Source organism: Pseudomonas sp. SWI44 (genome assembly GCF_002947915.1).
Lineage (GTDB): Bacteria > Pseudomonadota > Gammaproteobacteria > Pseudomonadales > Pseudomonadaceae > Aquipseudomonas > Aquipseudomonas taiwanensis.
In genome coordinates this window covers 5,851,781-5,865,106 of record NZ_CP026674.1, presented here as the reverse complement: position 1 = coordinate 5,865,106, position 13,326 = coordinate 5,851,781, and the positions used below count along the sequence as shown (strand labels likewise).

The window sequence follows — 13,326 nt, the reverse complement described above, 5'->3', positions numbered from 1 at the left end:
GTCCATCCAGAGGAGGCAACATGTCCATAGAAAAAGTAGCGATCATCACGGCAGGCGGCAGTGGTATGGGCGCGGCAGCTGCGCGGCGTCTGGCAGCGGATGGCTTCAAGGTCGGCATCCTCTCATCGTCGGGCAAAGGTGAGGCGTTGGCCAACGCACTGGGAGGCGTCGGCGTGACCGGTAGCAATCAGTCGAATGAGGATCTCCAGCGCCTGGTCGATGCCGTGGCGGAAAAATGGGGCCGTGTCGACGTGCTGGTTAACAGCGCAGGTCACGGCCCGCGCGCGCCGATCCTGGAAATCTCCGACGCCGACTGGCACCTGGGTATGGACACCTATCTGCTCAACGCCATCCGTCCGTCCCGCCTGGTCACGCCTATCATGCAGCGCCAGGGCGGTGGAGTGATCATCAATATTTCGACGGCCTGGGCATTCGAGCCCAGCGACATGTTCCCCACTTCGGCGGTGTTCCGCGCAGGTCTGGCCGCGTTCACCAAGATTTTCGCCGATACCTACGCCGGCGATAACATCCGCATGAACAATGTCTTGCCAGGCTGGATCGACAGTCTGCCCGCCACCGAGCAGCGCCGCGACAGCGTACCGCTCAAGCGCTACGGTACCTGCGAGGAAATTGCAGCGACCATTGCCTTCCTGGCCGGGGAGGGTGCCGCTTACATCACCGGGCAGAACATCAAGGTCGATGGCGGTATCACTCGCCATCTCTGACAGGAGCACGCGCCCACGGCATCGGCCCTGTTGTGCGATTGGATGGTTCATCGGATAGCCGCTCGTGGCTTTTACCTGTGATGCCAAAAGCGGCCTGGCAGCTGGCCGTCGATGGTCCAGACTGTCTGATGCGAGCGGCTTGCGATGCCATCGCTGCCATTGAACCATGGCAGCGATGGCATTCATGTCTGGCCGTCGAATGCCAACCGTGCCGAGGGTCGTACATGGATGAGCGTGGTCCTTGCCTGGCGATTCTGCTGGTCTGCGTCCTGGCGGTGCTACCAAAGACGGCACTGGCGGCGCGAGACTGCCATTATCTCACTGCAACAGGTAATCCCGAGTATCCGCCTTACCTGTGGCGTGACCCGGACAATCCACGGCAGCTGATCGGCGCCAATGCCGACCTGCTCCTGCACCTGGGCAGAAGCCTGGGCCTGGAGGTACAGGTGTTGTATACCGGGCCTTGGTCCCGGGCGCAGGAGGAAGTACGCACTGGCCGTATCGACCTCATGGCGGGCTACTTCCTGACCCAGGCGCGGCAACAGGTGATGGATTTCGTGATGCCGGCGTTCCTGCATACGCCCAGCGTGGTCTGGGTGCGCCAGGACAGCGTCTTTGCCTATCAGGGGTGGGCTGACCTGCAAGGACTCAAGGGCGGGACCTTGGTCAGCAACAGCCATGGCCAGCAGTTCGACGACTACGCCAAGGCACACCTGAACCTCGAAGCGGTGCCCAGCGCCAGGCAAGCCTTCGAGAAACTGCTGCACAAGCGCAACGACTATGTGGTCTACGAGCAATACCCCGGCATGGCGCTGGCGCGTACGCTGGGCATGGACCCGCTGCTGAAGGTGTTGGAGCCACCGGTGGCCAGCGAGGGGCTGTATCTGGCGCTGTCACATCAATCGCCGTGCAACCAGCCTCTGCTTCGGCAACAGCTGGCGCAGAAAATGAAAGCGATCGTCGATGGGCCGCTGCCGGCGCAATGGCTTGAGCAAAACCTCGAGCGCTGGAAAAAACAGCAGAAGAACGCGGCGCAACCCTGAAGGAGGCTGGCCCACGATGGCCAGCACCGCGGCCCCTTCTGACCCTAACCGAGCAAATCAGTCGGGGTATCGACATCCCGCAAGACGCCGGAATCTTCCACGTCCACCCTGCGCCAGGCATGCCGGTTGTCCAGAATGACCTGCCGACCACCCTGGTCACCCTGCACGCATTCAAGCGCCGGCCAGAACGCCCGCCCGAACAGCACCGGATGGCCGCGCTCGTCCTGGTGGAACGGCATCACGATATGCGTTTCGCTGGCCTCGGCGCGCAGGCGTCGCAGTGTGTGCGCTGTTACCCAAGGCATGTCCCCAAGCATGATCGCCACCGCCTGGGCCCGCGACGCCTGCAGCGCTTGGATGCCGGCGGCCAGGCTGGCTGACAGGCCGTTTTCGGCGTGCGCGGCGTAGACGAGCTTCGCGTCTGGCCCGATGCCCAGTCGCTGTGGCTCATCCCCCGGGCGCACCACCACCAACACTTCGTCGAAGTGCTCAAGCGCTTGCCTGAGTGTCTCGGCCAGCAGTGTCTGGCCCGAGGGCAGGGCGGCGACGCGTTTGTCGCTGCCAAAGCGCGTTGCCCGCCCAGCCGCCAGTACCAGTGCTGCGCAGGTCGCCAGGCCCGCCGTCACGCGCCCTCCTCTTGGGCGTACTTGGCCAGGCTGACATCGAGGGTACCAGGCAGTACCACGCCATTCTTGGCCGCGAGCAACTCGGCCATGACGCTGACGGCGATTTCGGCCGGGGTCTTGCTGCCGATGTAGATGCCGATGGGGCCGTGCAGGCGCTGCAGCGAGGTTTCGCTCTCGCCGAAGTGTTCGATCAAACGCGCGCGGCGCAGCTCATTGTTGCGCCGCGATCCGATAACGCCGATATAGAACGCCGGGCCTCGCAGGGCTTCGAGCAGGGCCAGGTCGTCGAGCTTGGGGTCGTGGCTCAGGCCAACGATGGCGGTACGCATGTCGGCGGCGTAGGCGCGCACCACGTCATCCGGCATGCCGACGAGCTTCTCGACACCGGCAACGTTCCAGCCATCCATGTACTCCGGGCGCGGGTCACAGACCGACACCTTGAAGCCATTGAGTAAAGCCATGGTGGCCAGGTATTCGGCCAGCACACCAGCGCCTATCAGCAGCAGGCGGTAGCCTGGCCCCAAGGTATTGACCATGCGTTGGCCGTCGAAGCTGAACGGGACCGGCGTATCGGTAACGTTCAGCCGAGCCTCGCCAGTGCCAACTTCCAGCGTGCGCTGTACCAGGTTGCCGGCGTCGAGCTGGACCAAAAGTTGATCCAGGCTGCGCCATGCTGGGTTGGCCTCCAGGATCAGTTCCAAGGTGCCGCCACACGGCAGGCCGAAGCGATGAGCTTCATCGGCGCTGACGCCGTAGCGCAGCACTTGCGGGCTTCGTTGCGCAATTCCGCTGCCGCCATAGGCGGTGGTGTGGCGATGAATGAGGTCGTCCTCGATACAGCCACCGGAAACGCTGCCAACCACTCGACCGTCGTTGCGCAGGGCCATCATCGAGCCGACGGGCCTGGGCGACGAGCCCCAGGTCCGAGCCACCGTGGCAAGCAGCACGGACTCGCCGGCTTGCAGCCAGTCTCGGGCGGTGCGTAGGACCAGCAGGTCGATACTTTCCATCGGTCAATCCTGTTCAACGCATATGCAGAATGATCGGGCTGCTACTGGCTGGGTCGGTGTGCCCGCGCAGCTTGGCCACTGCCGGGGCATCGACCGCGCCGCCATGGTTGCCCCAGGTGGTGCGGATATAGCTCAATACTTCGGCAATCTCCTGGTCGGATAGCTGTTCGCGGAACGCCGGCATGCGATAGGCATCCGGCAGCCCGGCCGTGACCACCCGCTGCGAGCCATTGAGGGTGATATTGATTGCCGATGCTTGCTCCTTGGCCAGCGCCGACGTGGCGCCAGCCAGCGGTGGCATCCACTCTTTCTGGCCTTTGCCGTCCAGGCCATGGCAGGCGGCGCAGCGGGTAATGTAGGTGTGCGCGCCTGGCGTGTCCGGCTGGGCGTCGGCAGCGACGGCCTGGTACTGCCACGGCGTGCCGTCACGTTGCGGGTCGCCAGGCAACGACGCCAGGTAATGGGCGATCGCTGCCAGGTCCTGGTCATTCATGAACTGGGTGGAGTTGTTGAAGGCCTCGGTCATCGAGCCGAACACAACCGTGTGTTGGTTGCGACCGGTCTTGAGGAACTGCACGATGTCGGCCTCGCTCCAGCGCCCCAGGCCAGTGTTCGGGTCAGCACGCAGGCTTGGCGCATACCAGCCATCGAGCAGGGCGCCGGACAGGAACGTGTCGCCAGCCTCGTCCAGGGCTTTTTCGTTGAACGCCAGGCCCCGTGGGGTGTGGCAACTGCCGCAATGGCCCGGACCCTGGACGATGTAGGCGCCGCGGTTCCACTGGGCATCCTGTGCGGGCTTTTCCGCATAGGGCATGTCGGGGGCGAACAGCCCGTTCCACAGCGCAATCGGCCAACGCAGGTTCAGCGGCCAGGGAATCTCGCCAGGGAGGTTGGGCTGGTTGGCCGGTTGCACGCCTTTCATGAAGAAGGCGTACAGCGCACGCACATCGTCGTCACTGAGCTTGGCGTAGGAGGGGTAGGGCATGGCCGGGTAGAGCCTGCGTCCACCCGGCGCGACCCCGTGGCGCACGGCGCGGTCGAAGTCGGCAAGGCTGTAGTTGCCGATGCCGGTAGCGCGGTCGGGGGTGATGTTGGTGGCATGGATGGCACCCAGCGGTGTGGCCATTTCCAGTCCGCCTGCGAAGGGAGCCTGCCCAGGCAAGCTGTGGCAGGCCACGCAGTCGCTGAGCCTGGCCACGTACTCGCCGCGGCTGATCAGCGACGGCTCATGTTGGGTGATGGGCTGGTTCTGGAACGGCGAGGCGGGCTCGCGGCTGACATACCAGGCCAGCAGGCCTGCCGCCACCAGGCAGGGCAGCGCGAGCCAGCCTGCGGTGCTTGCGAAACGGCTTTGGGTCATGGGCAATCCTTGCTCGGTCAGCTGAAGGTGTAACGGCTAAGGGGCATGCTGCGAATGCGCTGGCCGGTCAGCCGCGCCACGGCGTTGGCCACAGCCGGGGCGACTGCCGGCAGTGGTGGTTCGCCGATGCCGCCCATCTTCGCGCCGCTTTCCACGATCCGCACATGCACGTTTGCCATCCGCGACGGTGGCAAGATCGGGTACAAGTCGTAGTTGCGCGCCTTGGGCTTGCCGTCGACGTACACCGCTTCCTCAAGCAGCGCCTGAGACAGCCCCAGGGCCACTGCACCGTTGACCTGCGCTTCGATGATCGCCGGGTTGACGATGCTACCAGGGTCGATGGCCTGCCAGATGTCGTGCACCTTGACCTGGCCATTCTCGATGGAGACCTCGGCGATGACCGCTGCCTCGGAGCCGAACGGAGAGGCCATGGCCACGCCACGGGCGCGCTTGCTGCCATCTTCGGCGGTGAACGGGCCGCGCTTCCAGCCGCCGGAAAGCTCACCGACAGCCTGCAGCAGTTGGGTCAGCCGTGGGTTACCTTTGAGCAACTGCAGGCGCAGTTCGAACGGGTCCTTGCCGCCTTTGTCGGCCAATTCGTCGAGAAATGCCTCGTAGAAGAAATCGTTCAGCGAATTGCCCACCGAGCGCCAGTAGCCAAGCATCACCGGACCTTTCACATAGATCTGCGCAATGCGCTTGTTGGCAATGGCATAGGCCTTGCCGGACAGCCCTTCCAGCGCGGTAGGGTCGATCTTCTCGCCCTGCTTGCCGGCCAGCGCCTCGGTTGGACCCTCGGTGGCACTGACGGCCTCGATGGCGACTGGCAGGCCTTCGGCATCCAGCGCGGCGCGAAACTTGACCACCGCCATGGGCCGATGCACGTCGCGCAGGAACTCTTCCTCGCGACTCCAGATGAGCTTGACCGGTCGGCCGACCGCCTTGGCCAGCGCGATGGCCTGTGGGTAGGGGTTGGCCGAGTCGTACAGGAAGTGTCGCCCGAAGAAGCCACCCAGCAGCGGTGAGTGCAGGGTGATGCGTGCCGGGTCCAGGCCGGTGCGCTTGGCGATGTCGTCGCGGAACATGTCCGGCGCCTGGTTGGGTAGCCAGACTTCCAGCGAGCCATCCGGGTTGAAGCGTGCGATGGCCGACGGCGGCTCCAATTGGGCATGGTTCAGGTACTGGTTGTGGTAGGTGGCCTCAACCGTGGTCTTGGCTTCGGCCAGTACCTTGGCCACGTCTCCCTCTACCTCGTCATCACGGGCCGGTCCTTGCTGGGCAGCCAGGTGGTCGCGGTAGGCGTCGCTGGAGAAGTCGGCCGGCATGGCCCGCACTTTTGAGTCGGCGGCAGGTTCTTGCCAGTCGACCTGAAGGGCCTCGACCGCACGCTTGGCGTGCCACCAGCGCTCGGCCACCACCGCAACGGCGCCAGGCAGGCGGTGCACCGAATGCACGCCTTTCATGGCCTTGACCTGGTCCTCGTTGCGCAGGTTGCCGACGGTCATGCCCAAGCGTGGCGCATGTTGCACGGCGGCGTGGAGCATGTCGTCGACCTTGATATCGATGGTATACAGCGCCTTGCCGGTGGACTTGTCATAGGCATCGACCCGGCGCACCGGTTTGCCGATCCAACGGAACTGACTGGGGTCGCGCAGCTTGATGCTGGCAGGGTCCGGCACCGGCAGGTCCATGGCGCGCCCTGCCAGCTCACCGTAGGCCAGCGAACGGCCAGATGCGGCATGGACGACTTTGCCAGGCTCGGTGGACAGCTCGCCGACCGGCACGCCCAGCTGTTGAGCGGCGGCTTGCAGGAGCATGGCCCGGGCCAGGGCGCCGAGGCGGCGCATGGTCGGGTAGCTCATGCGCACCGACATGCTGCCACCGGTAATGCGCATGCCGTTTTCCATCACCACATAGGTTTCGCCGGGCGGTGCACTGTCGAGCACGAAGGTGGCGGGGTCGGCATCCAGTTCTTCGCCGACGATCTGCGCCATGGCGGTGTAGATGCCCTGGCCGCCTTCCATGAATGGGCACAGCAGGCGCACGGTGCTGTCCGGGCGGATTTCCAGAAATGCCGGAACCTGGGTGCCGCGCGCTTCGGGGGCAGCGGTTGCGGCCTGGATCCGGGCCGAGCCCAGTGGCAAGCCGAAGCCCAGGACCAGCGCGCCTACCGCGCTGCTGGCCAGGAAGCGTCGGCGCGACAGGTTGACCGTTTCGCCCGCCGTTAGCTTCAGCAGGTCTTCAGGGGTGTCGGTCCGAGGTTTCATTACGCCTTACCCCCTTCGGCCAGCGCATGCACCGCCGCATGGATGGCGTTGTAGGTGCCGCAGCGGCACAGGTTGACCATTGCCGCATCGATCTGCTCGTCACTGGGTTTCGGGGTGTGCTTGAGCAGAGCCGTGGCAGCCATCACCTGGCCGGACTGGCAGTAGCCGCACTGAGCCACCTGGTGCTCGACCCAGGCAGCCACCACGCGTTTGCCCACCTCGTCGGTTTCGATGGCCTCGATGGTGGTCACCTCGCGGCCGACCACGCCTGCCACCGGCGTCACGCAGGCGCGCACCACATTGCCGTCCACCAGCACCGAGCAGGCGCCACATTGGGCCAGGCCGCAGCCGTACTTGGTGCCGGTCAGGCCCAGGTCGTCACGGATCACCCACAGCAAGGGCGTGTCCGCATCGGTCTCGACCTGATAGGTCTTCTGGTTGATCCGTAGTTCCATGGTTCACCTGCTGATCATCGGTTGCTGTCGCATGTTCTGGGTGGGCTGGGAATACACTCTTCCCTGACCCAGAAACGCTAGCACAGGAGGGTGACCCCTGGTCTGGTGCGGGGTGCAGGTCAGGAGGATCAGGCAAGTAATTCGGTGAAATGCGCAAGCCAGCAACGATGATGCCGGTGCAGACAAACAGGACTTCCGGGTCGAAAACCCGGATAATGCCGGCCAATTTCGTTTTGCACGCTTAAATCACGGTAATCCCGCATGGAAATCAAGGTCAATTTTCTCGACAACCTACGTCTTGAAGCCAAGTTCGACGACTTCACGGTAATCGCCGACCAGCCGATCCGCTATAAAGGCGATGGCTCGGCGCCGGGGCCGTTCGACTACTTCCTGGCGTCGTCGGCCTTGTGCGCGGCTTACTTCGTGAAGTTGTACTGCCAGACACGCAATATCCCCACCGAGCACATCCGTCTTTCGCAGAACAACATCGTCGACCCGGAAAACCGCTACAACCAGATCTTCAAGATCCAGGTCGAGCTGCCCGAGGACATTTCCGAGAAGGACCGTCAGGGCATCCTGCGCTCCATCGACCGCTGCACGGTCAAGAAGGTGGTGCAGACCGGTCCGCAGTTCATCATCGAGGAAGTCGACAACCTCGACGCCGATGCCCAGGGCCTGCTGATGCCGGTGGCCGACACCACCACTTACATCGCCGGCAAGGACCTGCCTCTGGAGCAGACCATCGCCAACATGTCGTCGATCCTGGCGGGGTTGGGCATGAAGATCGAGATCGCGTCGTGGCGCAACATCGTGCCCAACGTGTGGTCGCTGCATGTGCGTGACGCACAGTCGCCGATGTGCTTCACCAACGGCAAGGGTGCGACCAAGGAGGCTGCGCTGGCTTCGGCGCTGGGCGAGTTCATCGAGCGGCTGAACTGCAACTTCTTCTACAACGACCAGTTCTGGGGCGAGGAAATCGCCAATGCGCCGTTCGTGCACTACCCCAATGAGCGCTGGTTCAAGCCAGGGCCAAAGGATGCGCTGCCGGTGGAGATCCTCGACGCGTATTGCCTGGACATCTACAACGCCGATGGCGAGTTGCGCGGCTCGCACCTTTACGACACCAACTCGGGCAATACCGAGCGCGGTATTTGCTCGCTGCCATTCGTGCGCCAGTCGGACGGTGAAGTGGTCTATTTCCCGTCCAACCTGATCGAGAACCTGTTCCTTAGCAATGGCATGAGCGCGGGCAATACCCTGGCCGAAGCCCAGGTGCAGTGCCTGTCCGAGATCTTCGAGCGGGCGGTCAAGCGCGAAATCCTCGAAGGCGAACTGGCGCTGCCGGATGTGCCGCAGGAAGTGCTGGCCAAGTACCCAGGCATCCTGGCCGGAATCCAGGGGCTGGAAGAGCAGGGCTTCCCGGTGCTGGTCAAGGATGCGTCGCTAGGCGGTGAGTTCCCGGTGATGTGCGTGACCCTGATGAACCCGCGCACCGGTGGCGTATTCGCCTCGTTCGGCGCCCACCCGAGCTTCGAAGTGGCACTGGAACGCAGCCTCACCGAATTGCTGCAGGGCCGCAGTTTCGAAGGGCTGAACGACTTGCCGCAGCCAACCTTCGAAAGCCATGCCCTGACCGAGCCGAACAACTTCGTCGAACACTTCATCGACTCCAGCGGCGTGGTGTCGTGGCGCTTCTTCAGTGCCAAGGCCGATTTCGAGTTCGTCGAGTGGGACTTCTCCGGGCACGGCGAGGATTCGAACGTCCAGGAAGCCCAGACCCTGTTCGGTATTCTCGAAGACATGGGCAAGGAAGTGTACATGGCGGTGTACGATGACCTCGGCGCCAATGCCTGCCGCATCCTGGTGCCGGGCTACTCGGAGATCTACCCGGTCGAAGACCTGATCTGGGACAACACCAACCGTGCCCTGGCGTTCCGCGCCGACATCCTCAACCTGCACAGCCTCGACAACCGTGCGCTGCGGGCGCTGCTCAAGCGCCTGGACAACTGCGAGGTGGATGACTACACCACCATCACCACCCTGATCGGCGTCGAGTTCGACGAAAACACCGTGTGGGGCCAGTTGACCATCCTTGAGCTCAAGTTGCTGATCTGCCTGGCCTTGCAGCGTTTCGACGACGCCAAGGAGCTGGTGGAGGCCTTCCTGCAGTTCAACGACAACACCGTCGAGCGCGGCCTGTTCTACCAGGCCTTGAACGTGGTGCTGGAGGTCGTGCTGGACGATGAGCTGGAAATGGCGGATTACGAAGTCAACTTCCGTCGCATGTTCGGCAACCCGCGCATGGACGCGGTGCTGGGTTCGGTGGACGGCAGCGTGCGCTTCCATGGGCTGACCCCGACCAGCATGAAGCTCGAAGGCCTCGACCGCCACTTGCGTTTGATCGAAAGCTACAAGAAGCTGCACGCGGCACGGGCCAAGGCCGCCCAGTAAGGGTCAGTCGGGCGCGACGTTGCAACGGTTGCGTCCGAGCCGCTTGGCTTCGTACATCGCCTTGTCCGCGCGCGCCAATACCTCTTCCGGGGTGTGGCTACCGCCCCCAGCACCGCGCACGTAGATGCCAATACTGGCACCGATGGTGACCTGCGTATCGGCCAGGCGGAACGGGCTGGCCAGGGTGTCGCAGAGCTTGCGTCCGATATCCCGGGCAGCGGCCTGGTTGGCCACGGACTGGGCAATGACGATGAATTCGTCTCCAGCCAGACGGGCAACCACATCATCGGCCCGCATGACCGCCAGCATCCGACTGGCGGCCGCCTGCAGCAGGAGGTCGCCGGTTTCATGGCCGCATTCGTCGTTGACCTTCTTGAAACCGTCCAGGTCGATGAAGTACAGGGCGAAGGCAGTCTGCTGGCGCAGCGCGTAGGTCAGCTCGTGCTGCAGCACCGCACGATTGGGCAGGCCGGTCAGCGGATCGAGGGTCGCCTGGTCCAAGAGCGATTTTTCGCGTTTCTTGCGTTCGGTCACATCCAGCGACATCACGAAGAAACCTTCAACCTTGCCCTGGCGCACGTCGGGTACATAGCTGGTGTGCCAGATGCGCGGGTCGGCCGGGTTGTAGCGGACATCGTCGGCCTCCACGCGCTCGCCGGCCAGCGCCTTGCCAAAGTATGGGAGCAGGTGTTCGTAGACATGCTCTGGCAGCACTTCGGCGACCTTGCGCCCCTTCAGGTGAGCGGGGTCCAGGCCGAAGATTTCCTTGTACAAGGCATTGTTGAAACGGTACCTGAGCGCCGTGTCGATGTGTGCGATCAACACCGGCAGGTTGTCGGCGATGGCCTGCAGCGTGGTCTGGCTGCGCTGCAGATCTTCGGTGCGCTGGGCCACTTGTTGTTCCAGCGAGGCCTGGTATTGCTGCAGGCGTGACTGGGTGCGGCGCAACTCGGTGATATCGCGCACCGAAGCCACCAGTTGCGCGGGCAGACCGTGCTCATCGCGCAGCGCCGACATGCTCAGTTCCACCCACACCACGCCACGAGCATGGCTGTGCAAGCGCAAGGTCTGCATGGCGTTGTCCTGCTCACCGGTCAGCAGGCGATGGACCAGGGCGGTGTACAGTTCGCGATCCTCGGCATGCACTTGCTGCAGTAGGGTTTGCAGCACCAATGCCTCGGGCGGCTGGCCCAGCAATTGGCAGAACTCCCGATTGGGCTCGTAGATACGGCCTTCCAGGCTGATGATTGCCTTGCTCGAAGGGCCCTCCTGGAAGACCGCGCGGAAGCGCTCGGCCGAGGACACCAGGGCGCTGCGTTCGGCTTCATCGACGATACGCGCGTCGATGGCCAGGCTGCGGTGCAGCAACTCACGCTCGACGATCCGGGCCAGGTCGCGCAGGTGCTCCAGGTCTTGCTCGCCGAGTTGCCTCGGACGGGTGTCCAGCGCACACAGCGTGCCGACGGTCAGCCCGCCGGCAAAGCGCAGTGGCACGCCAGCGTAGGAGCGGATGAACGGGGCACCGACCACCAGCGGGTTATCCGCGAAGCGTGGGTCGGTTTTGGCGTCGGCGATCACCAGGATGTCATCGGCGTGCAGGGCATGGGCGCAGAAAGCGACATCCCGCGAGGTCTGTTGCGCATCGAGGCCGTGGCGTGACTTGAACCATTGGCGGTTCATGTCCACCAGCGAAACCAGCGCCATTGGCACGTCGAGCAGGCGGCTGACCAGCCGTGTGATGCGGTCGAAGTTTTCCTCTGCCGGCGTGTCGAGGATATTCAGGCTGTCCAGGAAGCACAGTCGGGCAGCTTCGTTGAGGGGTGGTGGGGCAATTAGCATGACGGATTTTGTTTTCCAGGCTGCGATGTCCTGAAGCCAACCTTAGCGGGACGTTCGGCAAGCGCAAGCCCCTGCAACGGGCATCTAAACAGATGCATCGTTGTAATGAACCGTTCTTGCCATTCAGCCAGGTGCTGCTTGCCGCGCAGCGAATGTGGGGTTTAGCTGGTGAATGGCCCTCAGCGGGTCTCAATTCTTTCTGACTCAAGGCGCATCGACCGCCGCAAAGTCGTCCGGTCGAGCACTACACAGTAGGCGTGGACCATGAGCACATCCCTGGATTTCAATGCGTTGAAGACCCGCCAGCAGGCCGCCTGGGCCAGCGGCGATTATGCCGTGATCGGAACCACCCTGCAGATTGTCGGTGAGCGCCTGGCCGAAGCCTGCGACTTGCGCTGGGACGAGCAGGTGCTGGATGTCGCGGCCGGTAACGGTAACGCCACACTGGCTGCCGCGCGGCGCGGGTGCAAGGTGACGTCTACCGATTATGTACCCGCGCTGCTCAAGCGCGGCGAGGAACGCGCCCGTGCAGAACACCTGAGCGTGGACTTCCAGGTGGCGGACGCCGAGGACTTGCCATTTCGAAACGGTGCCTTCGATGCCGTGATCTCAACCTTCGGCGTGATGTTCGCCCCCAACCAGGCGCAAGCGGCCCGCGAGCTGGCCAGGGTTTGCCGTTCTGGTGGGCGTATCGGCATGGCCAACTGGACGCCCCAGGGCTTCGTTGGGCAAATGTTCAAGACCTTGGGACGACATGTCCCGCCACCTGCCGGGGCGTTACCACCGTCGCGCTGGGGGGACGAGCCGCAGTTGAGGGAAATGTTCAGTGGTGAGATCGGCTCGATGACGGTCAGCCATGAGCTGTTCAATTTCCGTTATCGTTCGGCTTCGCATTTCATCGATGTCTTCCGTACCTGGTACGGCCCGGTGCACAAAGCCTTTGCCGCGCTGGAGCCGGAAGCGGCGAGGGCGCTGGAGGATGACCTGACGGAGCTGCTCAATGAAAACAACATCGGCGGTGCGTCGCTGGTGGTGCCCAGCGAGTACCTTGAGGTCGTGATCGTGCGGCGCTGAACCGGGTTGTCGCGGCCCGGGTACCCGTCAGTTCTTGCACTTGGCCAGGACCACCTGGCACGTGTCCGGGGTGCCCCCGGACCTGCTGGCATAACGGATGCAGTTGTTCAGTGATTTTTGCTGGGCGATGCTCAACGTGTTGCCCCAGGCCAGGCCGCCTTCGCCGCTGCTGGGCAGTGCTTTTGCGTAGCATTTGGAGCCCGTTGTCGCCATGGCGTAACGGGCCTTGCTGGTTTTGTTGGAACACCCGGCCGTCATGGCCAGACTGATGGCGATCAGAGCACTGGCGAACAGGTAGTTGCAGTGCCGTAGAGGGTGCGCATTCATGACATGCCCCAAGCTCGGTGAACGCTACGGTCCGGTTGGTGAATGCGCGTCAGGATATGTCATTCCGGCCAAGCGGTGAACCCGACGGTCCCTCTTTCCTGGGGGGTACAGCAAATGTAGTCGAGCCGCGAAAGGGCCGCAGGGTCGCC

11 protein-coding genes are annotated in these 13,326 nt (G+C 63.6%); 4 read left to right on the top strand and 7 right to left on the bottom strand.

What is annotated here, in order from left to right; all coding sequences use genetic code 11:
- Positions 1-20 precede the first annotated feature (20 nt).
- Both C4Q26_RS27485 and C4Q26_RS27480 read left to right on the top strand, forming a co-directional pair.
- Positions 21-725, top strand: a complete 705-nt coding sequence (locus C4Q26_RS27485; protein ID WP_023380310.1) for an SDR family oxidoreductase — start codon at positions 21-23, stop codon at positions 723-725.
- A gap of 224 nt (positions 726-949) precedes the next feature.
- Positions 950-1,768 carry an ABC transporter substrate-binding protein gene (locus C4Q26_RS27480; protein WP_041925654.1) on the top strand — a complete coding sequence of 273 codons (819 nt, stop codon included), beginning with the start codon at positions 950-952 and terminating at the stop codon, positions 1,766-1,768.
- Positions 1,769-1,812: 44 nt separating this feature from the next.
- On the opposite strand, the gene C4Q26_RS27475 is transcribed toward C4Q26_RS27480, so the two are convergent.
- Genes C4Q26_RS27475 through C4Q26_RS27455 form a run of 5 tightly spaced genes read right to left on the bottom strand, consistent with a single transcriptional unit; the run spans position 1,813 to position 7,486 of the window.
- Positions 1,813-2,394 carry an NTP transferase domain-containing protein gene (locus C4Q26_RS27475; RefSeq protein WP_027907795.1) on the bottom strand — a complete coding sequence of 194 codons (582 nt, stop codon included), beginning with the start codon at positions 2,392-2,394 and terminating at the stop codon, positions 1,813-1,815.
- Positions 2,391-3,404 (bottom strand): XdhC family protein, encoded by a 1,014-nt coding sequence (locus C4Q26_RS27470; protein WP_104884006.1) that lies wholly within the window; start codon positions 3,402-3,404, stop codon positions 2,391-2,393. The genes C4Q26_RS27475 and C4Q26_RS27470 overlap by 4 nt, the downstream gene beginning before the upstream one ends.
- A 13-nt stretch (positions 3,405-3,417) precedes the next feature.
- Entirely contained in the window at positions 3,418-4,764 is a 1,347-nt protein-coding gene (locus C4Q26_RS27465) for a cytochrome c (protein WP_023380314.1), read from the bottom strand.
- A gap of 17 nt (positions 4,765-4,781) precedes the next feature.
- The gene (locus tag C4Q26_RS27460; protein ID WP_104884005.1) at positions 4,782-7,031 is read right to left on the bottom strand and encodes a xanthine dehydrogenase family protein molybdopterin-binding subunit; all 2,250 of its coding nucleotides are present in this window, start codon (positions 7,029-7,031) and stop codon (positions 4,782-4,784) included.
- The gene (locus C4Q26_RS27455) at positions 7,031-7,486 is read right to left on the bottom strand and encodes a (2Fe-2S)-binding protein (RefSeq protein ID WP_023380316.1); all 456 of its coding nucleotides are present in this window, start codon (positions 7,484-7,486) and stop codon (positions 7,031-7,033) included. The genes C4Q26_RS27460 and C4Q26_RS27455 overlap by 1 nt, the downstream gene beginning before the upstream one ends.
- Positions 7,487-7,747: 261 nt before the next feature.
- Here C4Q26_RS27455 and C4Q26_RS27450 point away from each other — a divergent pair, with 261 nt between their 5' ends.
- On the top strand, positions 7,748-9,937 hold the full coding sequence (locus C4Q26_RS27450) for an OsmC domain/YcaO domain-containing protein (protein ID WP_027907797.1): 2,190 nt from the start codon (positions 7,748-7,750) through the stop codon (positions 9,935-9,937).
- Between the two features lie 3 nt (positions 9,938-9,940).
- Here C4Q26_RS27450 and C4Q26_RS27445 read toward each other — a convergent pair whose 3' ends face one another.
- Complete coding sequence (locus C4Q26_RS27445; RefSeq protein ID WP_049818814.1) at positions 9,941-11,776, bottom strand: diguanylate cyclase domain-containing protein; 1,836 nt, start codon at positions 11,774-11,776, stop codon at positions 9,941-9,943.
- 264 nt (positions 11,777-12,040) lie between these two features.
- On the opposite strand from C4Q26_RS27445, the gene C4Q26_RS27440 reads away from it, so the two are divergent.
- Complete coding sequence (locus C4Q26_RS27440) at positions 12,041-12,850, top strand: class I SAM-dependent methyltransferase (RefSeq protein WP_023380319.1); 810 nt, start codon at positions 12,041-12,043, stop codon at positions 12,848-12,850.
- Between the two features lie 27 nt (positions 12,851-12,877).
- Here C4Q26_RS27440 and C4Q26_RS27435 read toward each other — a convergent pair whose 3' ends face one another.
- On the bottom strand, positions 12,878-13,177 hold the full coding sequence (locus tag C4Q26_RS27435; RefSeq protein WP_023380320.1) for a hypothetical protein: 300 nt from the start codon (positions 13,175-13,177) through the stop codon (positions 12,878-12,880).
- Positions 13,178-13,326 lie beyond the last annotated feature (149 nt).